Genomic DNA, 23,298 nt, shown 5'->3' with positions numbered 1-23,298 from the left:
CACGAAATATACGGATATTCCAATGGATGCCACACCAAGTGCCAATTGTCTGCCTGCAAATCAAAAGAGCACGCACCAACAGATCATCCCGCTAACACAGCACAATTCTGCTGACGGTTTAATTTACCGGGACACAGATTCGGAGCACTCGAAAAGAGTCGCTCTTAGTAAAGCGTTCAATTGCTCTGAACCGGATGTGGTCTTTCAGGAATTACCCAATCACGTTGCGCTCGCATTCACCATTCATGGCTGCCCCTTTCAGTGCCCGGGCTGTCATAGCGAACACACTTGGGATCCGAATACAGGTCACGCACTGACCGATGAGCGTTTTGAAAGCTATTTAAAACAATATCGGGGGCTGATCTCTGCCGTGGTCTTTCTTGGCGGAGAATGGAACGCCTCCGCGTTGCGGAACAAGCTCCGAATCGCCAAACAGTTTGGCTTGGTCACCTGTTTATATTCCGGAGGCAATCACGTTTCGCGCGCTCTTCGCCCACATCTGGATTTCGTCAAACTGGGGGCTTGGAAAGAGCATCTGGGAGGACTGGATAGTCCAACCACCAATCAAGTCTTTATCGAATTAAAAGAGGGGGAGTTATGGCACGACCGGACCTATTGGTTCCAGGAACATCTGCCATCAACCACCCAAAACACGACTGTCTTTCAAACATCACGAGGAGTTTCTTATGCTTCGGCTTAATGCAGAACAAATCACCGATAAACTGGATTTTATCGAGACGTACATTCACGCCAACAACGCGGCAGAAGGCTCGAAAGTCGATGCCAATGCCAACGTTACGCATAAGAACATCGCGACGCTGGAAGCAGAATTAATGAAAGACGCGATTATCCAGATCAATCGCGCCAAGATAAAACAGCAGATCAGCCAGCTGTTTGGTGCAGAGCTCGCCGAAGAGTACGAACGCCAAATCGAAGATCATGAGATCTATGTCCACGACGAGACCAGCCTAAAACCTTACTGCACCTCCATTACCATGTATCCGTTTCTACTGGAGGGGTTAAAAGGCTTGGGCGGCGAATCCGGTGCACCGAGACATCTTGAATCTTTCTGCGGTTCATTCGTCAATCTGGTGTTTGCGATCAGTGCCCAGTTCGCTGGGGCAGTAGCTACGGTTGAGTTCCTTACCTATTTCGATCACTTTGCTCGTCAGGACTATGGGGAAAACTACCTGCAAGAGCACCCGAAAGCCATCGCCAATCATCTCCAACATGTGGTCTATGCCTTGAACCAACCGGCAGCGGCACGCGGCTACCAGAGTGTTTTCTGGAACATCTCAATCTACGATCAATATTACTTTGATTCGATGTTCGGTGACTTTGTCTTTCCACCAGATCGCAACGGCGACATGCGGAAACCCCAATGGTCCTCGGTGGATGCACTCCAGCGTTTCTTCATGAGCTGGTTCAACGACGAGCGTAAGAAAGCTATCCTCACCTTCCCGGTGGTCACTGCGGCCATGCTCACCGAAGACGGTCAATGTCGGGATCGCGAGTTCAGCCAGTTCTGTGCGGAACAAATGGCTGATGGCAACAGCTTCTTCGTCTATCAGTCGGACAGTGCCGATTCATTGGCGTCCTGCTGCCGTCTGCGTAATGAAATTACCGACAACACCTTCTCTTACACCTTAGGCGCGGGCGGCGTAGCCACCGGCTCGATCAATGTCATTACCTTGAATATGAACCGTTTGGAGCAGGACGGCCGGGATCTCAAAACCGAAGTCGAAAAGATTCAAAAATATCAGATGGCTTATCGAACACTGATGGAAGAATACCAAGAGCATGGCATGCTGCCGGTCTACGATTCCGGCTTCATCACTCTCAACAAACAGTTCCTGACCATTGGTATCAACGGCATGGCCGAAGCCGCCGAAAGTCGGGGCATCACCGCAGGCAATAACCCAGAATACAAAGGCTTTGTGCGTGAACGCTTAAAAGTAATTTATGACGCAAACCAGGCCGCGAAAAAAGCCACCGGCTACCTGTTCAACACCGAATTCGTACCGGCCGAAAACCTCGGTGTCAAAAACGCAAAATGGGATAAAGCCGACGGTTATCTGGTAAATCGCGAGTGCTACAACTCCTACTTCTATGTGGTCGAAGACGACGCCTGTAACGCTGTGGATAAGTTCATCATGCACGGTAAAGAACTGACCGAATATCTGGATGGCGGTTCGGCGCTGCATCTCAATCTCGATGAAGCACTCAGTCCGGAGCAATACCTCAGACTCTATAACATTGCGGCGGCGACTGGTTGCAATTACTTCTGCATCAACGTCAAAATCACCATCTGTAATGAGTGCGACCACATCGATAAGCGCACCCTTCATGCCTGTTCCAAGTGCAACAGTCAGAACATAGATTACGGCACCCGAGTGATTGGTTACCTCAAACGCGTTTCGGCGTTCAGTCAGGCCCGACAACAAGAGCACCAGCTAAGGCATTATCACCGACAATCGCACCAGGCCGCCGGTGATCACAGTCTGGCAATGGATCGTTCGCAAGCGGTGAACTAACTGATCGGATACAACCAGCATCCTGTTCTGAAGTACTGTTCTGAAGAGCTCGTCTAAAGTACGCTGAAAAAAGACTGAGTTCGGGTTAACACCCGACTCAGGTCTTTGCTCCTTGATAATTGAATCAGCAAAAAACTGTCTTTCCCGACAGCGAATCATTACACTTTAGTCATACGTTTCAAGAAAGGCGTTGTAAGAAAGGCGCTTTAAGAAGAGCGTGGTCAGAAGGGCATTTTCAGGAGGAGTTTTCAGGTGTCAAAAACAGCCATTATTACAGGTGCAACATCCGGTTTTGGACAATCGTGTGCGAAGAAATTCGCCGAAGACGGCTACCGTCTGGTGATCATAGGTCGACGAAAAGAACGCCTCGATGCACTTGCCAACGAACTGTCAAAAATCACCGACGTCCACGCCATTTCGTTGGATGTACGTGAGCGCCAAAGCGTGCTGGACGCCTTCTATGAACTACCGGCCCCCTTCAATCAGCCAGATGTTCTGATTAACAACGCCGGCTTGGCACTGGGCTTAGAACCTGCCCATAAAGCCAATCTCGACGACTGGGAAGACATGATCGACACCAACTGCAAAGGTCTGATGTACTGCACCCGTGCCTTGCTGCCGGGCATGGTTGAGCGCAAGCGCGGCCACGTGATCAATGTCGGCTCCATGGCGGGTAATTGGCCATACCCGGGCGGTAACTGCTACGGTGCCTCCAAAGCCTTTGTTCAACAGTTCTCCCGCAATCTGCGTTCTGATGTACATGGCACTGGCGTTAAGGTAACTAACATCGAACCGGGCTTTTCCAAAACCGAATTTTCTTTGGTGCGCTTTAAAGGCGACGAAAATCGTGCTGACTCCCTGTACGACAACACCGAGCACCTAACACCGGATGACATTGCCGACATTATTCTTTGGGTGGCCAATACTCCGGCCCACGTCAATGTGAACACGTTGGAAGTGATGCCGACCTGCCAAAGCTGGTCGCCACTGTCCATTCACAAAGCCGATGACTAACTCACGCTTTCATAGGAATCTATGTTGTGGCCCTGTTTCAAATGGAATTTCATCCACGCTGGTCGGATCTCGATCCGAACCAGCATTTGCGTCATACCGCCTATAACGATTTAGCCACTCAGGTGCGCTTTACCTTTCTTCAGGAACACGGGTTCTCGCAGGAACGTTTCATGGAGTTGGGTATTGGAGCGGTGCTGTTTCGGGAAGAAACCACCTTTCGTAAAGAAATCGGCATGTCCGACACCTTCCTCGTCGACTTCGATGTGGTGGACCTGAGCAAAACAGGTAAGCGTTGGAAGTTTGCCCATAACTTCTGGTTAATCCGCGAAACAGAAGACGGCTCGGAACAGAAGATCAAGGCCGCCACCGTTTCGGTGGAAGGCAGCTGGATTAACCTCAGTACTCGAAAGTTCACCAGCCCACCGCCGGAACTACTGACCTTGTTTCAATCGTTAACCGCCTAATATCACCCCATTCAAGAAGTCACTCAACATGGACTACCAATTCAGTTTCGATGCATTGCATCGCCCTATTGCCCACTGTTCAATGGAACACGAAGCCTTCGGCGACTGGCTTACTCATGACCTGAAAGACGATGCACAACAAATCAAAGCATTACTAAGCAAGCTCGACACCTTACTCAATAAACAAGGCCGTGAGTTTCATTTCAAAGGTCAAGACTACCGACTAACGCTTACTCAGGAAGATGCCATCCTAAGATCAACCCAGCTGCACAATGCAGGTGATCCCTTCGATGATGTTGCTGGCGCATCACATTCCTTCGGCGAGCCTTTCGACCATTCCTTTACAGAAACAGAGGATCTGCTGTTTGATGATGATCAGGAATACGCTTTGGACCCCGATGATCTTTCGATCGATGATCAACAGGGACACGCCATGTGTGGTCTCGAAGATTTTCAGGCGCTGTTAACGGCCTGGCAAAACTTCCTTCAGTCAGGCTCATAATAAAAATATCGTTTTTAGAATCCTGCGCTTGACCTGTGTGTTACACACAGCTCTATGGTATACACTAACAAGATACCAGGAGCACACAATGACAGTTTCAGAACTCGCGAAACGCGCAGGAGTCACAGCCGATACGGTACGTCATTACGTCCGCACTGGCCTGTTAACTCCCCAGCGCGACCCAAACAACGGCTACAAACGATTTTCCGAGAGTGACTTAAAACGCCTTCTTTTTATTGTTGAAGCCAAATCCCTAGGGTTTTCGCTACCAGACATTCAGGTTATTTTTGGACAAGCTGCGGAAGGTCAATCCCCTTGCCCTCAAGTTCGTGAAATCATGTCGGTACGCATGTCAGAGGTCGCCAAAAAAATTGAAGCCATGCAGGCCACCTACCGTCATATGGAAGACGCAATGGATCGTTGGGCCTCGCAACCCGACTGCATTCCAACCGGGGACCACATTTGTCATCTGATAGAAGGATTTAGCGAAGGAGAATGCTGCCATGACTGATCACACGCAAACCTGTTGCAGTACAGTAAAAGATCAGAAGGACATAGAGCCTTCAACCGAAAGCAGCTGCTGTGCCTCCAAGAAAGCGCCCCAAGACAAAACCTGTTGTAGTACTCAGGACGCATCGGCGGAACAACACCAGCATCCAACTCACGCTCACAGTGCTCACGACCATTCAGCATCGAAGGCGGGTAGCTGTTGCGGTTCGCAGGCCGCTGCCAATAAAACCGTGTCCAGTTGCTGTGATGACGATGCGAAAGCCAGTTTTGATTGGATTCTCTGGGGGTCCACCAGCCTCATCGCGGGTTTATTAGCATTATCTTTCTGGCCCGAAAGCAGTGAAATTAACTGGCTCAACACGATGATTGAGACCTCCATCGAAATGCTGCATGCCATGTGGTGGGGTGTATTGCTTGGGATTGTACTGGTGGGCTGGTTAAACCGGATTCCTCGTGAAGTGGTGATTTCTGCGCTGGGTCCCGGGCACACCAAACGCGGTATCTTCCGGGCGACTCTCGCCGGTTTATTACTGGATCTGTGTAACCACGGCATTCTGATGGTCGCAATGAAGCTCTATGAGCGAGGCGCCAGTTTGGGGCAGGTGATGGCCTTTATGATTGCCAGCCCATGGAATTCATTCACACTCACCTTGATTCTGTTTGGCTTAATCGGTATCCCCTGGACGCTCGCCTTTATTGTTTTTTCCATGGTGATTGCGTGGATCAGCGGTTGGATCTTTGATCGGTTGGAACTCAATGGCACCTTACCCATGAACCCGAACAAAGAAGCCTTGCCGGCCGACTTCAAACTCAAACCGGAACTGATGCGTTTAATAAAAGAGGCCGACTATTCTCCTAATGCCACCTTGCACATGTTATGGGATGGCGTGAAAGGCGCGAAGATGGTTATTCGCTGGATTATGTTCGGGGTGGTCTTAGTGGCCTTATTGCGAGCCTTCGTGCCATTAGAGATCTTTGAAACCTGGTTCGGTGCAAGCGTCGGAGGACTCTTCCTAACCTTGTTAGCCGCCACAGTAATTGAAGTGTGCTCGGAAGGATCAACGCCGATTGCAGCAGATCTGGTCACCCGAGCTGCGGCGCCCGGCAACGGTTTCACCTTCCTGATGGCTGGCGCCGCCACCGACTATACGGAGATCATGGTTGTTCGGGATACCATGAAGAGCTGGAAGATCGCCCTCTTCCTACCACTCATTACCGTACCCCAAGTGCTCTTTATCGGCTGGGCCATGAACGTGTTTGGTGGCTAAGTGCCGCCAATGAAAGATCTCTCCTAGTTACAACAAAAAAGGGAAGAACTCAGCTCTTCCCTTTTTTTGCTTTTCCGACAGTAACGAACATCCTGGATGCGTTACTTAATATCGGATTAGTTATTTGTAGTTAAGTAGTCATAAACAATTTCAATAATATCCCCTTCTTCAGGCACCGAAGTCCCGTAAAACACAACAGAATTGGATAGACTGATGTAATTCCAGCCATTGATACTGCTTTTGGTCACTTCTAGGCCATTTACAGTCACCTTAATAGATCCAGAAATAGGTGAATGCGGTAATTGGAAGGCACTGGCAGCAGCCCCCGCCTTAGTCGCGATATCATCCATGATTGCATCGAAGCTAGAAGTATTTGAAATATCGGCTACCGAGCCACCACTCGCCAAGGCCAGATCATCATACTGACTAGTAAAGAACTGACTGTCCGGTTCAACGATCGCATACACACGGTAATTTCGAGCAAGGAATAAGTTATTACTGACATCAAACTCTTCACCTGCACGATATTCATATTGGCTTGGCTCATCGCTTAATATGACGACCGACATAGAAGCATCAGCTCTTGGAAAGCCAGCTTCGGTAACAACGCCATCATTGACATCGCCTAATGCAATTGAATACAACGCTCGTTCAGCATTATAGATACCGGTTTCTCGACTGGAACCATCAGTGCCCTGATTAATCACATCGTTTTTAAATTCGCTGAGATCTGAGGTAAAACTACCATCCTGGTTGGTATCTGCCAGAAGGATGTAACTCCCCGTATTGATGGTACCAATTCTGATATCCAGCCCTGAATTATTAATTCTGGCTTCGAAATCATCTGCTGCATTGGCTACAGCCTGTTGTTCATCAAACATACTTCCGGAATTATCAATGACAAACAAGAAGTCCGCTTTACTTTGCACTGAAGAACCCGTAAATGTACTTGCTCCTACAGTAGTCGTATCCGTTGGCTCAGCAATGTTGGTTCCGTCAGTTAGGCCACTGATCAAACCTTCAAACGATTCAACCTCTGTTTCATTAACAAGACTTACCAACAGAAGGACTTTATTATCATCCTCAGCAATTGGATCATTTTCCAGGAACACAACCGTCATATTCAGACGATAATTGGTTTCTCCTATCTCGGAATCCAACGCTACAGGTAAATTGGTAATAACCCCCCCGATCTTATTCACACCCAACAATTGTACCAGGTCATTGGCGACATCCGTCGGCGTTTGTTCTGTTCCTGAAACCAATTGGTAACTACCAAGTGCGATGGCTCCAGCCTCAAGTTGTGAAGTAGAAATATTCTGTAATGCATAATCAGTGTCTTGAGCAACAGTATTTGCAAAGTTAGCCAACACGGCTTGCGCATTACTCCCCGAATTCAACACCGGTCTTTCAGCCACAAATGCAGAGACCTTTCGAACAGTCAATGCTGCGGCTCGAACACTCGATATGCTTGGACCACTGGATTCACCGGCATACAACATGACACCATCAAAATCTCCCTGAGGCTGTGCTTCTGGTTGTTCATAGCCCGACGGAATAAATACCTGTTTAGATGTCGTCGTTACAGAATCGACCGATGCAGGTTCCGATTGTTCTCTTACATTCAACGTTAACTGCGCAATTTCTTCTTGCCCCAGAGAACTGATGATGGTTGCTTGATATGTAATAGCACCTGCGGCCTCAGGTGCTGTAACCGTTAAAGTGGCAGCATTGTTTTCAATGATCTCTGATAACGTAGTATTTTCCCAACGATAACCAAAGGTTTCACCGTCTTCCGGTTGTCTAGACAGTGCAATCGTCATAGTAACGTCTGAGTTAATTTCAGGGTTAGCAGGATTAGCAGAGAAACTTGAAATCAAATCAATTGCATCATCGGTGGCATCGTTTGCATTACAAACGATTTCTTCCCGGATTGTGCTATTTTGTTGAAAATTAACTAAGTAACCGCCCGTTGAACAACGCAGATCACCAAAGCCAATACTTACGGTACTGATAATTCTATCAATGTTTTCTTCCGTGATCTGACCGTCACAAATAACAAGATTTTCAGTAACCTCATCATCACCTAACGTACTGTCACCATTAGTATCTACACCCGCAGCAAACGCATTCCCGCCTGCCGGACAGGCATCACTGGGTGCCACACCAAAAGCAGCCGAGAGAATCTTACTCTCTGTTGAATCATCATTGCTGTGTTTTTTATCACTATCAAATAGATTACACCCCGTCAGGAGCGATCCCGACAGCACTAAAATAGCAGGTAATCGCAAGCCAAATTGATTGGTCATAGAATAATTCCCTTTACCCTTCGTTTTTATAAGAAGCATGAGTCCATAAAATTGCTCAGAGAGAGCAATTCATCGCAGTAAATCGAAACGGCTTGTTCCAACTCTGCTTGGCATAGTAAGAGTAAGGAAATTACGTATTGATCAAGTTAGTAGCAAATATGTGAACCGTCTCTCACTTCCAAAGCAACTGGGTTCACTATCTAAGGGAATGGGTTGATATCAAGTTTGGTTCGGTTAGCAACCTTAACACACTCTTGAGTTTGTGGCGGAGGTGTTAGAAAAAGAAACTAATGTCCTTCTCCGTCCATACCAATCTGGTACACCGTAGAGCAATTCCGTCCATTACGTTTACAGTGGTAGAGCGCAATGTCCGCTCGCTCAAGCCAGGTTTTATAATCATTAAGGTCTGAAGCTATTTCAGAAATCCCGATACTGATGGTGTAATTAATCTCCAACCCATCATACTTCACCGTGATCGCTTCGATGGCTTCTCTCAATCGTTCAGCAAAGGCGTAGGCATCCTGAGCATTGGTGTCCACCAGAATCACACCAAACTCTTCGCCACCATAACGGCCGGCTACATCCGTTTGACGAAGGTTATCCCGTAAGGCTTGCGAGGTCACCCGAATCACTTCATCCCCGGCTTGGTGACCATAGGTGTCGTTCACTTTCTTAAAATGATCGATATCGAACATGATCAGGGAACTGGTCAAATGGCTGCGTTGGCAACGTTGGTACTCTTTTGCCAAACAGTCTTCCCAATGCCCCCGATTATAAAGCTGGGTCAGACGATCCGTCTGACTCAATATTTCGAGTTTCTTGTTCGCTTGTTCCAATTGGGCTTTGCTGGTGGCCGCATCCGTCACGTCGTAGACCAGAATACACACGTGATCGACGGTTCCGTTCAGCGACATCAAAGGAATAATGGAAATGTTCTGGTACATGAAATCGGCGGTACCAGTAATCGTGCGGTAATTCTTAAACTTGAAGACATAAGGCCGTTGCTCCCATGTAGTAAAAGCACGGCTGTGTAATTGAAACACTGAATCAATTTTGTGGCTGAACCAATCCCTGGGGACTTCCGGAAAGAGATCAAACAACACTTTCTCTTTCACCGCGTCAGGATCTAACCCCGAGTGATTCTCCATGAAGCTGTTCCAGATTTGCACTTGGTAGTTGTTATTCAATACCACCAAACCCACATCAATGGTTTGGAGCATATCCATCATCCAGTGAAATTCGGAGAGGTCTAATTTAGTTTCTGACGGCATAATTATTCCAACAGCTGCATTACGTCTTTCAAGCCGGATACATCCAAGCCCATTTCGTTAAAAATGAATGTTTCAACTACGAGTTTTTCAACCACGAATATTTCAACTACAAATATTTCAACTACGAGCACTTCTGGTGCCTTTTTCCCCGAGTTCGCTAAGGGCCGTTACTCCAACAAATAAGAAGCTATTTCATTCAGTCTAATGATCGAGTCATCCGAAAATAACAACAACAGATCGCAATTAATGTTGTGATCTTTAATGGTGTAATTAATCTCCAGAGTCAGCACTTTATTCCAACGTGCCGAGTTGGCCGTAATCAGATCTTTAATATCACAGTGTTGCCCAAGTACCACCGGATGGCCCTGACTGAAACTCATGTCGAGCTGCTCAGCCAGACCGTTCAAAAACGCCCCTATCAGGATGCTGGAAATGTCCATCTCTAGTTCCAGCTGAACCGCGTCATCGATTTCGCCTTCATATTTCATTAACTTGGCGATGTCGCTGAAACTGGAATCGTTAAAGATTAATAAGGCTTCACCCGCCACACCCTTTCCAATGAACCCTTGGCAAACCGCCGACACAGATTCACTTTCAGACGCTGCATGCAACGCCATTTCTAATTCGCCCGCTTCCATGATGTTCACATTTGGAATAGGCAATACTACAAACACATCTAAAAGTCGTGCTAGGCGATCTGCCGCTTGCCCCATGGCAACGTTAGTCACTTCCTGATAGACATCTCTTAAATCTTCGTTGAGTTCCACTTCTTGATCGCTCACATATACCTCTTTGAAATACTTCCGCAGATCAGGCTAGTTACGCCCGATAGTTAAGCAATGATTCCATATGCGGTTAATATTTCGTTGATTTTGTCCGTCGTGATCGGCTTTTTAATAAATTCCAACGCGCCAAGTTGCTTCACTCTGTCCCTGGCTTCCGGTTGGATATCTCCAGACACCACGATCACCATGGTTGGTAAATCCTGCTCACGAATTGCTTCCAGTACGCCATAACCATCTAAGACCGGCATGGTAAGATCCAAAAACAAAACATCGGCCTTACCTTCTTTAATTGCATCTAGTGCTTCTTGACCGTTACCTGCAAAAGAAAGCTCGATATCCCATTGGCTGGGCAATGCTCTCGCCATCTGCTTACGAGCAAAACTAGAATCATCACATATCAGTACAGGTGTCGACATGTTCCCTACTTCGTTGTCTCGTGAATTTAATATGAAAGAAGGTCGCCTAACGCTGGCTTACCCTCTATCCAAGTAAAGTCATTAACCTGCTGTTTTTCAAGGATGACGTGTAACTAACAGACCCGTCATTGTAATTTCCGGACTGATTTATTGTCACACCCAAAAATACAGAGTACAAAAAAGGCCGTTTTCACGGCCTTTTAACTACGAATTAACTACTTAACGCGTTTTACCCGAATCTTCTTACTGCGACCCTCTTCCGTCAATGCGTAAGAGCCCAGTAATAATTTGAAGATACGCACTTGCGGTTGATCCGATTGGAAACTGAAACGCTCTTCTTTCGTCTGCTTCCACACCTGACCATTCTCCATCGTAATAGACCACAAACCACCAGGCTCACGATCAACACGGACAGCTTGCATCACCATCTCATCATTCGCTTGTTCCTGATGAGTCAGGCCAAAGTCAGCCACCGCACGTTTCTTGATCAACTCTTGTTTCTCAGGGTTTGCTTTGGCAATCGAACGAGAAATATCGTCATAACAAACGATGCGCTGTTGTTCGTCGGTCATTTCAAAACATTTCAACATCTGCTCATCCAGACCTTTAGTCTCAGCAGCATGGACATTAGAAAATAATGCAGAGGCAAGCAAAGCCCCCAGAATCATTGGCTTGTTCATGTAGGTATCCGTATGTAGGCCATCCAAAATCCCAGTTAAAGTACCATAAAATCCACAGAGATACAGATTTCTTGAATGCATACTCTAATGGCTTGCATTAAAGTGAATCGATACTGAATCAAATCTCTCTGTAGGAAGCGCTGTATTGTAGTAGTGAGATAGCACTGAAACCACAGGGTATTGCCAGTTCGCCTTCAGCGAAATACCCAGCATTGTTAATGTGAGGAGCAATACCATGACCGCTACGTCTCAAGACAAACCCTCGTCTACACTCGTCAAACTGGCCACCACCGCCATCGGCGTCGCGTTATTAATCAATGACCGACGTAAACAGAAAAGCCAACAACTGATTGAGTCCACCCAAAAAACCTCTGCCGATTTGATCGAGCGTGGTGCCATCGTTGATCAGCAATTACGTTCATCCACCAATCAAATCATCGAAGAAACCCAGTCGAAACTGGAACAACAACTGGACTCCGGTAAATCCGTGCTGAAACAGGCTCAGCACTCTGTAGAAAAAGCTGCCGATCTCAGCCGCGACCGGTTACTGTCGATCTCTGGCGTGGCGACCCACAAAGACGTTAAGGACAACGCTAAACTGGCTCATTTGAACGCATTATCGAGTCAAATCGCGGTATCCAGCGACCATATGGATTTCCAACTCAAGAAACAATTCAATGAGTTATCCCAAAAGGCAGACAAGTTTGATCTGGCCCCATTGGCCCGATCGGTTGAACTGAAAGCCTTGGCAAAACAGGAAGATCTACACAAACTAGCCACCCATGAAGATCTCACCTCGCTGGCCACATCCGAAGAACTAGCGGCTTTGGCCACCAAAGCCGATCTTGAGTTATTGGCGCACATTCCGATTCTGACTGAGAAAGTCGACACTCTGACAACCAAAGACGACCTGGTGCCGTTAGCCAAAGAGCAATCCATTAAAGCGGTTCAGAAAGTTCTGGAAAATCAGATGGAAACACATCATGCGCGCATTGAAATCCTTATGGCTCAATTGGCAACGCGCGAGGACGTTCATGATGTCAGCAGAGGACAGATCACCCGACAGGATATCGACAGCGCCACCTCACTTCTGGCCTCGAAAGAAGATGTGGAAAGCGTGGTGAAACAACTGATCAAACACATCCATCATTTAGAACGTCAGGTTGTGTTATTGAAAGAGAAACTTCCCGACACTGATCGCCCTGAAATGCCTAAAAACGCTGCAATTTCTACAGTCCCGGCTAAACCTGAGAAGGCGAGTGCAGAGAAAAATACCACCGCAGACACTATCGATTCAGTTCAAGTCAGGGCACATTAATTGAACATAACCGCTTATTGAACGATTCAGTCCTTCGAACAGGCCATAACATACAACAGTTAGCTCATTGCTCGCCTACCAGACCCCAAACATTAGGATAAACTCTGGTAGGCCTTATTCATCGCTTTCACTAAGTTATCAAACAACACCGGCTTGGCGAGAAAGTCGTTCATGCCCACCCGATAACATTTACGCTCTTCTTCCATCATCGCAGACGCAGTCAGCGCAATGATATAAATGTTTTCATACGGTTTCTGGGAGTGTCGAATAGAGGCAGAGGCTTCATAGCCATCCATCACCGGCATTTGGCAATCCATCAGAATCAAATTAAAGTCTTGCTGATCCAACATATCCAACGCAACCTGGCCGTTTTCTGCGATGGTATAAGAAACCGATAAACGATCCAGCATATTTCCGGTCACCAGCCGATTGATATCGTTGTCTTCAACCACCAGCACCTTCAGTTCATCACCTTGGAACAAGGGCGTTTCATGATGTCCCGTTAAATCCTGATGGTCTTTTACTTCCATCAGCTCCATCGGAAGCGTAAACCAGAATCGGGTGCCTTCTCCTAATCTCGAATCAACACCAACCGTGCCCCCCCAAGCCTCAACAATGGTTCGGACAATGGCCAGGCCCAGACCGCTGCCGCCTTTACTTCTAGCCACCGCATCCACTTGCTGAAACTTATTGAAGATATTTTCACACTGAACCTGAGGGATGCCCCGACCGGTATCCTGCACCGAGCCTTTTAACACCCCCAGTGGTTGATCTAGCGTTGGCGGGATGAAATCTAAATCCACATCCACACGCCCTTTATCAGTGAATTTAAGCGCATTACCAATGAGGTTCATCAATACCTGATACAGACGTTTAGGATCCCCCCGCAGTAGATCAGGCATGGTGTTGGAGTATTGAACGGTAAACCCCAGACTTCTTCGGTCCGCTTCTGGCTTCAGATTCTGCATTACATTCCTGGCAATGTTTTTAATCTGCAAGGGCTGCTGTTCGATGACAAACTCATCCATCTCGGCACGCGAAAGATCAAGCACATCATCAATAATGGACACCAGATGCTCTCCCGACTGCATAGCAACGTCTAATAGCTTCTGGTGTTGGCTATTAAGATCGTCCGAGCGAATTAGATCCAGAATTCCCAAAATGCCATTTAATGGCGTGCGAACGTCATGACTGATGCTGGCTAAGAATGCCAACTGGTTTTTCCCTTGCTGCTCAACCGTCTCATTCTGTTGCTTCAATTGAGTAATCAACTGACAGTTATTGATCAGCGTCCGCACACGAACGATCACTTCATGAGGTAACACAGGTTTAGACACATAATCGTTTACGCCGCGCTGCAACAGCTCAATCCGGCGCACGGAATCGTCATAGCCGGTAATCGCAATGATCGGAACGTCACCTTTCTCACCACCAAGGCGACGTATCTTATGGACTAACTGCAATCCGGATATTTCTCCCGGTAACACGATATCGGTCAAGACCAAATCATAATGATTGATCTCAAAGGCTCGCCATGCGGCTTCACCACTTTCAAACGCATCTACCTGTAAGCCGGTTTCTTCAAGAAAACTCATCATCGATAATTGCTGACTGACCGAATCTTCAATATACAAAACCCGACCTTCAATCTGACGATGACGTTCAATATGACGAGTCAGATACGCGGCCAGTTCCGCCATTTCATTTCGATTAAAAATATCTGTGACGCCAGCCCCAAAGGCTTCACTCTGGGTGGTATTCGCATCGGATGTGGTCAGAAGAACAATCGGAGTGTATTGATAACCCGGCAAGTCCCGAATAAATCGGCATGTTTCCAGGCCGTTCATTGAACCGGGAATATGCATTCCCAGACAAATGAAATCAAAATGTGTTTTTTCCAAAACCTGCTGAAGAGATTCCGTCGAATCCAACAGTTTTGCGCTCATCCCCGCCATACTAAACAAGCGTTCCAACACAGCCCGTTGTGTCTTACTGCCTTCGACGGCTAACACGTTCGATGTCATTGTATTTCCTTATCGCAGACCAGATCGATTTCAGCATGTTGTAAACAAGAGATGGAGAGATTCATCAAGTATAGCAGCGCTGCCATAAAGCCAAGTTTTGCATCAAAAAGAATTGCGTTAGAACACGACCAAGTATCCAGGCTTCAGATATACTGAGCCCTTTCAATCAAATATGTATCGACCAACGTTTTATCAACAAGCGCTTATCAACAAACGCTTATCAACTAACGTTTATTAACAAGCAATGAGGTGCAGACTGTGCGTGTAGTAGCCGTCATCGGTGGAACCGGGCTAAATCAATTTCCAAATGCCAACGCAGTGGAAACCATCGAGTTATCCACACCCTATGGCACACCTTCTGGGCAGATCCAGAAAATGGCCCACAAAGACACGACCTTCTATTTCCTGGCACGACACGGCCAGCCACACAGTTTACCTCCGCATCAGATTAATTATCGGGCTAACATCCATGCACTGCACCAACTAGGGGTGACCGATATTTTTGCGGTGAACGCCGTTGGCGGTATCACTGAAAATGCGCCAACCGGACAACTGTGCATTCCCGATCAACTCATTGATTACACCTGGGGACGGGAACACACCTTCTCTCAGCAAGACAACAGTAATGACCTGCTGTCGATTCAGCACATCGATTTCTCGCAGCCCTTTACCGAGAGTCTGAGAGAGTTGCTGTTAGATCAAGGCCACCACTTAAACCTGCCGATGACCGATGGCGGCACCTATGCCGTAACCCAAGGCCCGAGATTAGAAACTGCCGCTGAAATTACTAAATACGAACGTGACGGTTGTGACATTGTCGGTATGACCGCCATGCCCGAAGCCGCATTAGCGCGAGAACTCGATATCCGTTACGCCAGCATTTGTCTGTCGGTCAACCCAGCCGCCGGAAAAAGCGAGGTCGAAATCACTATGGATGACATTCGAGCCGTCATCAACAAAGGCATCAACCAAGTGACGGAATTACTGGATGCAACTCTGGAAGCCATCGCGACACAAGATAGCGAAGCCGCCCAGGAACGTGAAGGCGCTCAGGCCCAGTAACAGTTAATAGTAACAGTAATAGTTACCCGGTAAACATCGCCGTAAACATCACCAATACAACCCGTAAAAGAACCGACACACCCGATGACCAGTTTATTGAACGAACAACAGACGAGCTTTATCCCGGAAGAATTCAGCCCGATTCGATGGAGTCAATCCGCCCTGGAATTACTCGACCAACGTAAATTACCCGCACAAACCGAGTGGCTGAGATTTAACACCGCACCCGACGTAGCCAAAGCCATTCATGACATGGTCGTCCGAGGAGCCCCAGCCATTGGCATCACCGCCGCCTACGGCGTTGCCTTGTCAGCGATTGAACATCAACAGGCACTTGGCCGAGGCGACACCACGGCCATTAATCAGGACATCGAGCAATTGGCAGAGAGCCGTCCCACGGCAATCAACCTGATGTGGGCACTGAATCAAATGAAAACCATTTTGGCCGCGCAGCCAAATGCTCAGGTGATTCCGACCTTAGTGGCAGAAGCCATCAAAATCCACCAGCAAGACATTGAGTTTTGTCACAGCATCGGTCGTCACGGAGCATCTCTGATTGAGCCGCAAAGTACCGTCTATACCCACTGTAATGCAGGTGCCTTAGCCACCGGTGGTCACGGCACAGCGCTCGGCGTCATCCGAACCGCCTTCAGCCAGAACAAAATTGCACAAGTCTTTGCCGGAGAAACGCGTCCCTGGTTACAAGGCGCCCGATTGACCAGTTGGGAACTTCAACAGGCAGGCATTCCGACCCGACTCGTTACCGAAGGCGCGGCAGGTCATACGCTAAAGAATAACGAAGTGCAGTGGGTGATTGTAGGTGCAGACCGTATTGCCGCCGATGGCTCGGTTGCCAACAAAGTAGGGACTTACAACCTGGCGATTTTGGCTCGTCATCATCACTGCAAAGTCATGGTGGCCGCACCAAGCTCAACCTTCGATCTCACCATCCACTCCGGTGAAGACATTCCCATCGAACAACGGGCGGAAGAAGAAGTGACTCAACTCCAAGGCATTCAGATTGCACCCGAAGGCATCTCTGCCCTGAATCCCTCATTTGATGTAACCCCTCCTGAGTTAATTGACGCCATCGTCACCGAGCAAGGGATCATTGAGCAACCAGACGCCGAAAAGATTCGTCGCCATTTTCAGCGGTAGTCCAGACACCAAACACCTCCACTAACCGTTCGATCGGTTACGTCTGAAAACGTCCACCTGTACTCGTCGAGGCCAACTCACTGGCCTCGTTTAAGAATGGTTATGTATTACTTGCCTCGCACCACACTTTGCGGGTCTTGGTGGATCAGGATATCGGCATCAGGAAAGGCGTCTCTCAACGAAGCTTCCACTTCATCCGACACCTGATGGGCTTCGGACAGCGGAATAAAGTCGTCCAATTCCAAATGAAACTGAATGAATTTGGTTGGCCCGGACTGGCGGGTTCTAAGTTCGTGCATGCCATGCACTCTCGGATGATTCATCACCGTGTCTTTAATCAAGTAATGACTGTCATCATCCAGAGCCGTATCCATCAAGGCATTTACCGCTTCCTTACCAATACACCAGGCGCTGTAGAGAATATAAACCGCAATACATAAAGCAAACCAGCCATCGACTTCGTTGAATCCGTAGGATGCCAGGACTAACGCCACCAAAATGGCCAGATTCATCAACAGGTCGCCTTTGTAATGCAATGAATCGCCTTTAATCGCCAAGCTGCCGGTCACCTTCGCCACATAATGCTGGAAGCTCACCAATGCCAAGGTCGCAATCATCGATATGATCATCACCACAATTCCGATTTCCGGTTGACGCACCGGCTGAGGCTCAAGGATTCGATCCATCGCATGCAACACCAATAACACACATGACCCAGAGATAAAGGTCCCCTGGGCTAAGCCCGCCAGCCCTTCGGCCTTACCATGACCAAACCGATGTTCTTTATCCGCCGGCTGAACCGCCAGCTTAAGCGCGTATAAATTGGCCGCCGATGCCGCCAAATCCAACAAGGAATCCGTTAATGACGCCAGCACACTGGAAGAACCGGTCATCATCACCGCCACAACTTTGGTGGCAATCAGAAACAGAGCCGTGCCGGTTGCAACCCAGCCCGCCAACACAGTTAATCGCGCATAATCATGCATAGTGTGCCGTTCTCATTAATTAGGTTCTTAGTTCAGATGATTATTTAGGCAAGTGCGCTATCGCCCGTTTGATACGTTCCAAGGCTTCTTCCAACAGCGCACGCTGACAGCCAAAATTTAGACGAATAAACTGGTCCCAGCCAAAGTCACGACCCGGCGACATTCCCACACCGAATTCCTCAAAATAGGCCGCCGGGTTCTCAAGCCCTAACGCCGAGGCATCAATCCACGCCAAAAAGGTCGCTTCTGTGTGCAGCATCGACAAGCCGTCGATGTCTGCCACTTGTTGTTCAATGTAGTCTCTATTATCCCGAAGATACTTCATCTGTTCGGCGAGCCACGCTTCACCATGTTCGTACGCGGCCACCGCTGCCTCAATGGCCATTAAGTTCACTTCAGGCACAATCCCCTGCGCCTGTCGTCTGAACTGCATTCGCAAGGCAGGGTTCTGGATAACTGCAAATGAACAGCCTAAGCCCGCAATATTCCAAGTCTTACTGGGCGCCATTAAGATACAACTGCGTTGAGCGGCAGCCTCCGAGACCGAAGCAAACGGAACGTGTGGCAGATCATCCAGCAACAAATCACAATGAATTTCATCGGAACACACGATCCAATCGTGTTGCTCCGCCAGTTCCGCAATACGGTTCAGCTCCTCACGACGGAACACCGTTCCACCCGGGTTTTGAGGGTTACATAACATCAACAGATGAATTTCAGCCGCGTTAGCTTCCAACTCCGACCAATCGATCATCCAACGCCCGTCCTGATTCGTGAAAGGTAAAAAACACGCTTCGGCTCCCGCATTAGAAACCGAGGACACAAACGGCGGATAGATCGGTTTAGGAATGCCTACTTTCTTTCCGTCTTTGGCATAAGCCCTGGCCACCAGATTCAAACCACACACCAACCCGGGAATAAAGACAATATCTTCTTTTTTGACCTGCCAGTTATACATGGTCGACATGCGTTCAATGATCAAGGCAATGAGTTGATCAGGTATCAGGGTATAGCCAAAAATACCGTGATCGGCCCGGGCTTTCAGGGCATCAATAATCTCATCGGCAACCCGAAAATCACTGTCCGCGACCCACATCGGCAACACATCTTTTCCGCGATACTTCTCCCATTTCATACTGGACGATTGAGTACGATCAATGGTGTGATTAAAGTCGATCCCGTTCATGACATCCTCTGACTGATCAAATGATTGGTGCATTGTTGCTATAGTGAAAAGACAATGAGAAAGACGTCATAACCGCTGATTTACCCAGCGCTATCGTTTTCACGTAATCTCTCAAAATAAGTACTTTACCGCGTTACTTAGTCAAAAAAACAGAAAAAGGTTTCATTTTTAGTACGTTTCGTTCTAGCTCCAGCAAGCAAACCATCTTGAGCCACCCGCCCCTCTGCTGTATATTTATTATACAACTCATCTGAAAGTAGCAGGCTGCGTATGACAACAGTGACCGCAACTACAGGTATCAACCCTTTAGTCCAACCGTTAAATACCGGTGAGGAAGAACAGCGTGTTGCCAACGTTACACGTAATATTGAAGACAATGTTGTGGCACGAGCCCCCGAAGCTACTGATGAAACATCACCTCGTAACAACAGCCAATCCACGACGCAACCTCAAGAAGAGTTGAACCGCCGGGATGATCCTGAGCTACAAGCCCAGCGACAACAACTGGCCGAACAAAACCGTACCAACAACGACGATAATGAAGGTACGACACGTCCACCAGCACCGGAAGAATCTGTCACCGTCACCCTCTCTGAACCAGATCAACAACCTCAAGCACCGGCTCTTTCACGGGAAGACTTGATCGCCCGTGAAGATCGGGAAAATCCTAATAATCAACAAGCCGCCACTGAGCCCGAGAGTGAACCTCAACCCGACACGGCAGCCCAAAACACTAATGGCCAAGGTCCTGCACAACGTAATGATCTTACCGATGGCGACAATCTACGTGCAGCCCAGGCTGAGAACAATGCGGAATTGGAACGTGCACGAGCGGCAAGTGCTGAAGCCAGCCAATCGAGCGCCAGCCAATCGAGAGTTGAAACGCGCCCTGAGCCACCAGCCGAGACTGAAGAACCAAACTTTAATACATCTCTTGCTGAATTAGACGATGAGGAAACAGCGCCTAATCCCAGGGTTGCCAGTTTTCTTGAACAGAATGCAGAACAACGTGTAGGCGTTAACCTTAACGCCATCGCCTGATCGTTCTTTGGTCTCCCTGCCAAACGTCTACATCACCAGCCTTTTTAGCCTTCACAATTGAAATCAGGGCGCGACGCCCTCATTATTGGAGCAATAGCTGATTTATCGCTAAGCTCACTTTAAACGTCAGCAGGCGATTCACCTCACAGAGATGTAATAGATGATCGAATTGGAAAACTCTGCCGCTCCGGCCACCCAACTAGGCAACATTGTTGAAATTACTCCGGAAAACTTCCAACAGGCACTTCTGGAAGAATCTCAAAAGCGCCTTGTAGTGGTCGATTTCTGGGCAGATTGGTGCGCGCCGTGTAAGGCACTGATGCCAATCCTTGAAAAACTGGCCAATGAATACAACGGCCAAATCCTTCTTGCCAAGGTCAACTGCGATGAACAGCAAGCCATTGCCGCGCAGTTTGGCGTTCGCTCGCTTCCGACCGTTGCACTACTCAAAGACGGACAACCTGTGGACGGATTTATGGGCGCTCAACCCGAGTCTGAGATTCGTCAGATGCTCGAAAAGCATCTACCGAAAGAACATGAAGTGGCTTTCCAACAAGCCCAGGAAAAACTGGCAAACGGCGAACTGGAAGACGCCTGCGCGTTGCTCAATGCGGCTCACCTTGCTGATCCTAAACGCTCAGATATTGCGCTTACGTTTGCCGACGTGTTGATTGAATTGGGGAACCTGGAAGCCGCACATGCAGTGATTGGTTCCATTCCATTGCAAGATCAGGACGCACAATACAACCGGATCAAAGCCAAGCTTGAACTGGCTGAAGACGCCGTCGATTCTCCAGAGCTGAAATCCCTTGAAGAACAGCTTGCCAAGTCCCCCGACGATGCTCAACTCTCCGTCGAATTAGCGGTCCAATACAGTCAGGTCAACCGTCACGAAGAAGCACTTGAACTGCTGCTGGCGTGTTTGAGGAAAGACCTTAATGCCGCCGAAGGCGAAGCGAAAAAAACCATGACGGACATTCTGTTTTCTTTAACGAACTCGGATGCATTGAAAGCCAAATATCAACGCAAACTCTATACCTTGCTTTATTAAGCAAACGTATTGTTCTGACATGAAAAGTCCGCACTAATACGACTGAGTCAATAGTGCGGACTTTTTTGTTTATCGAACTTTCGAACGCAAACCTACCTTCAGTCAGCAGCTAACCAAGCCGGTTTGTGCTGCTGCCACTGCAGTTCCGCTTCCAGCTGGGCCGCCACCTGAAATAGCGTAGTCTCATCCCCCATTGGTGCCATGAATTGCACCCCCACAGGTAAACCATTGTCAGCCCAGTGCACAGGCACAGACATCGCCGGCTGCCCGGTAAGATTGGCTAACTGGGTAAACGGCAACTTTTCCAATTGACGGAACGCCAACTGCTCAAACACTCCGGTACGCTTCAACAGATGTGCCACCGGCAAGTTATACAAGCCTTTGAGGATCAACTTCTCTATCGGCGTCGGCATCAGTTCACCGACCTTAGCGGGCAGATCAGCCATCGTAGGCGTCAGATAAAGATCATATTTTTGGTGAAATTTACCCATGGCTCGCGCGTACTGATTCCAGGCATGTAAGGCTTGAGCAAATTCCTTGGCCGAATAAGCTTTACCCAGTTTCACCAACATCGCGGTCATTACTTCGATGTCCTGACCAGGTTTTAACGAACGTCCCAGCTCTTCTTCAATATGCCCTACCGCTGCAGCGGTTTCCCCTAGGTTCATCGATAAATAACATTGATAGAGTTGCTGAGCATCGTATTCTGGCGTGGCTTCCTCCACCTCATGTCCAAGGCTGCGAAGCAATTGGGCCGTCTTCTCGACCGCACGCAGGCACTCTGGATGTAATGAACCTCCGGTTGGATTGTTAGTGCTGAAGGCAAGGGTCAGCTTTCGAGGCGCTTCTTTGATCACCTCCGAATACGGTCTATCAGGAAGCGCGACCGGAAAATGCCCGCCCTGATCCAACCCGGCAGTAAGATCCAACATCAAAGCACTGTCCCGGACACTGCGAGTCAGTACATGCTCAACCGCTGCACCTTGCCACAACTGCCCCTGATCCGGTCCGGTAGGCGTGCGTCCGCGTGACGGTTTGAGACCAAAAACACCACAGCAAGAGGCCGGAATTCGGATCGACCCTCCGCCATCACCAGCTGACGCGATCGGTACGATCCGCGACGCCACAGCAGCGGCACTGCCACCACTGGAACCACCCGGTGTATGAGCCGTATTCCACGGGTTGCGGCTGGGGCCAAAGAGTTCTGGCTCGGTCACGCCCATCAAACCAAACTCCGGGGTGTTGGTTTTCCCCAAGTGAATCAAGCCCGCGTGCTTAAAACGTGTCACCATTTCCGAATCGTGATCCGGGATATAATCGGCCAACACTCGACTACCACAACTGAATGGCACCCCTTCAAATGCAGCCACCAAATCCTTTAAAAGAAAGGGAACGCCATACAACGGGCTGTCTGAAGCAGTCTTGGCAAAATCAGACGGCCAACGTTCCACCATGGACGTAACGATGGAATTAATCTGAGGGTTTCGGACTTCAATACGGTCAATGGCCGCCTCCACCACTTCTTTTACAGACAACGCCTTAGTTGAAATTTGATGCGCGATGTCCACAGCATCCATGTCATCGTACTCGGGTAGCCTTACCATTATGAATTCCTCACAGTGTTTTCTTTTTTATACCTGAGCTTTTACTCTAGATCCATGTCAAAACAGGTATTTCTTCATGGGTAAAGATCACACTTTTAAGAATTATGAAGTGCAT

The 23,298-nt window shown here is 48.3% G+C and carries 21 protein-coding genes; 12 read left to right on the top strand and 9 right to left on the bottom strand.

The features are described 5' to 3' along the window. The first annotated feature begins 22 nt into the window (after positions 1–22). The 7 genes from nrdG to QQL66_RS05040 all read left to right on the top strand — a co-directional run bounded on the left by nrdG (position 23) and on the right by QQL66_RS05040 (position 6,292). Positions 23–700 carry an anaerobic ribonucleoside-triphosphate reductase activating protein gene (gene nrdG / locus QQL66_RS05070; protein ID WP_284379538.1) on the top strand — a complete coding sequence of 226 codons (678 nt, stop codon included), beginning with the start codon at positions 23–25 and terminating at the stop codon, positions 698–700. Next, positions 687–2,534, top strand: coding sequence for an anaerobic ribonucleoside-triphosphate reductase (gene nrdD, locus QQL66_RS05065; RefSeq protein ID WP_284379535.1), 1,848 nt, complete (start codon positions 687–689; stop codon positions 2,532–2,534). The genes nrdG and nrdD overlap by 14 nt, the downstream gene beginning before the upstream one ends. A 252-nt stretch (positions 2,535–2,786) precedes the next feature. Continuing rightward, the gene (locus QQL66_RS05060) at positions 2,787–3,548 is read left to right on the top strand and encodes an SDR family oxidoreductase (protein WP_284379533.1); all 762 of its coding nucleotides are present in this window, start codon (positions 2,787–2,789) and stop codon (positions 3,546–3,548) included. Between the two features lie 26 nt (positions 3,549–3,574). Continuing rightward, positions 3,575–4,012 carry an acyl-CoA thioesterase gene (locus QQL66_RS05055; protein ID WP_284379530.1) on the top strand — a complete coding sequence of 146 codons (438 nt, stop codon included), beginning with the start codon at positions 3,575–3,577 and terminating at the stop codon, positions 4,010–4,012. A 28-nt stretch (positions 4,013–4,040) separates the two neighbouring features. Next, complete coding sequence (locus QQL66_RS05050) at positions 4,041–4,514, top strand: YacL family protein (protein ID WP_284379527.1); 474 nt, start codon at positions 4,041–4,043, stop codon at positions 4,512–4,514. A gap of 88 nt (positions 4,515–4,602) precedes the next feature. After that, entirely contained in the window at positions 4,603–5,025 is a 423-nt protein-coding gene (locus tag QQL66_RS05045; protein ID WP_284379524.1) for a MerR family transcriptional regulator, read from the top strand. Continuing rightward, on the top strand, positions 5,018–6,292 hold the full coding sequence (locus QQL66_RS05040) for a permease (protein ID WP_284379521.1): 1,275 nt from the start codon (positions 5,018–5,020) through the stop codon (positions 6,290–6,292). Before QQL66_RS05045 ends, QQL66_RS05040 begins: the two co-directional genes overlap by 8 nt. A gap of 116 nt (positions 6,293–6,408) precedes the next feature. On the opposite strand, the gene QQL66_RS05035 is transcribed toward QQL66_RS05040, so the two are convergent. From QQL66_RS05035 to QQL66_RS05015, 5 genes are all read right to left on the bottom strand, one after another. Continuing rightward, positions 6,409–8,601, bottom strand: coding sequence for a vWA domain-containing protein (locus QQL66_RS05035; RefSeq protein ID WP_284379518.1), 2,193 nt, complete (start codon positions 8,599–8,601; stop codon positions 6,409–6,411). A 287-nt stretch (positions 8,602–8,888) separates the two neighbouring features. Beyond that, entirely contained in the window at positions 8,889–9,872 is a 984-nt protein-coding gene (locus tag QQL66_RS05030) for a GGDEF domain-containing protein (RefSeq protein ID WP_284379515.1), read from the bottom strand. A gap of 167 nt (positions 9,873–10,039) precedes the next feature. Then, positions 10,040–10,654, bottom strand: a complete 615-nt coding sequence (locus tag QQL66_RS05025; RefSeq protein ID WP_284379512.1) for a histidine kinase — start codon at positions 10,652–10,654, stop codon at positions 10,040–10,042. A 50-nt stretch (positions 10,655–10,704) separates the two neighbouring features. Next, positions 10,705–11,073 (bottom strand): response regulator, encoded by a 369-nt coding sequence (locus tag QQL66_RS05020; RefSeq protein ID WP_284379510.1) that lies wholly within the window; start codon positions 11,071–11,073, stop codon positions 10,705–10,707. 215 nt (positions 11,074–11,288) lie between these two features. Then, the gene (locus QQL66_RS05015) at positions 11,289–11,753 is read right to left on the bottom strand and encodes a hypothetical protein (protein ID WP_284379509.1); all 465 of its coding nucleotides are present in this window, start codon (positions 11,751–11,753) and stop codon (positions 11,289–11,291) included. Between the two features lie 235 nt (positions 11,754–11,988). On the opposite strand from QQL66_RS05015, the gene QQL66_RS05010 reads away from it, so the two are divergent. After that, a complete protein-coding gene (locus QQL66_RS05010) occupies positions 11,989–13,071 on the top strand; it encodes a hypothetical protein (protein ID WP_284379506.1) in 1,083 nt (360 codons plus the stop codon). A 92-nt stretch (positions 13,072–13,163) separates the two neighbouring features. Here QQL66_RS05010 and QQL66_RS05005 read toward each other — a convergent pair whose 3' ends face one another. Further along, positions 13,164–15,095 carry a response regulator gene (locus QQL66_RS05005; protein WP_284379503.1) on the bottom strand — a complete coding sequence of 644 codons (1,932 nt, stop codon included), beginning with the start codon at positions 15,093–15,095 and terminating at the stop codon, positions 13,164–13,166. A gap of 258 nt (positions 15,096–15,353) precedes the next feature. Between QQL66_RS05005 and QQL66_RS05000 the strand changes: the two genes are divergently transcribed. Both QQL66_RS05000 and mtnA read left to right on the top strand, forming a co-directional pair. Then, positions 15,354–16,157, top strand: a complete 804-nt coding sequence (locus QQL66_RS05000; protein WP_284379500.1) for an S-methyl-5'-thioinosine phosphorylase — start codon at positions 15,354–15,356, stop codon at positions 16,155–16,157. Positions 16,158–16,241: 84 nt separating this feature from the next. After that, complete coding sequence (gene mtnA, locus QQL66_RS04995) at positions 16,242–17,315, top strand: S-methyl-5-thioribose-1-phosphate isomerase (protein WP_284379497.1); 1,074 nt, start codon at positions 16,242–16,244, stop codon at positions 17,313–17,315. A 107-nt stretch (positions 17,316–17,422) separates the two neighbouring features. On the opposite strand, the gene QQL66_RS04990 is transcribed toward mtnA, so the two are convergent. Continuing rightward, on the bottom strand, positions 17,423–18,301 hold the full coding sequence (locus tag QQL66_RS04990; protein WP_284379495.1) for a cation diffusion facilitator family transporter: 879 nt from the start codon (positions 18,299–18,301) through the stop codon (positions 17,423–17,425). A 40-nt stretch (positions 18,302–18,341) separates the two neighbouring features. Next, positions 18,342–19,487, bottom strand: coding sequence for a MalY/PatB family protein (locus tag QQL66_RS04985; protein WP_284379491.1), 1,146 nt, complete (start codon positions 19,485–19,487; stop codon positions 18,342–18,344). Positions 19,488–19,757: 270 nt separating this feature from the next. On the opposite strand from QQL66_RS04985, the gene QQL66_RS04980 reads away from it, so the two are divergent. Then, positions 19,758–20,528 (top strand): hypothetical protein, encoded by a 771-nt coding sequence (locus QQL66_RS04980; RefSeq protein ID WP_284379488.1) that lies wholly within the window; start codon positions 19,758–19,760, stop codon positions 20,526–20,528. Between the two features lie 160 nt (positions 20,529–20,688). Next, on the top strand, positions 20,689–21,579 hold the full coding sequence (trxA, locus tag QQL66_RS04975) for a thioredoxin (RefSeq protein WP_284379485.1): 891 nt from the start codon (positions 20,689–20,691) through the stop codon (positions 21,577–21,579). A 98-nt stretch (positions 21,580–21,677) separates the two neighbouring features. Here trxA and QQL66_RS04970 read toward each other — a convergent pair whose 3' ends face one another. Further along, the gene (locus QQL66_RS04970; protein WP_284379482.1) at positions 21,678–23,183 is read right to left on the bottom strand and encodes an amidase; all 1,506 of its coding nucleotides are present in this window, start codon (positions 23,181–23,183) and stop codon (positions 21,678–21,680) included. Positions 23,184–23,298: the final 115 nt, after the last annotated feature.

The organism is Litoribrevibacter albus (assembly GCF_030159995.1).
Lineage (GTDB): Bacteria > Pseudomonadota > Gammaproteobacteria > Pseudomonadales > Litoribrevibacteraceae > Litoribrevibacter > Litoribrevibacter albus.
Note: the sequence above shows the minus strand (reverse complement) of the source record. Positions and strands in the feature narration are given on the sequence as shown.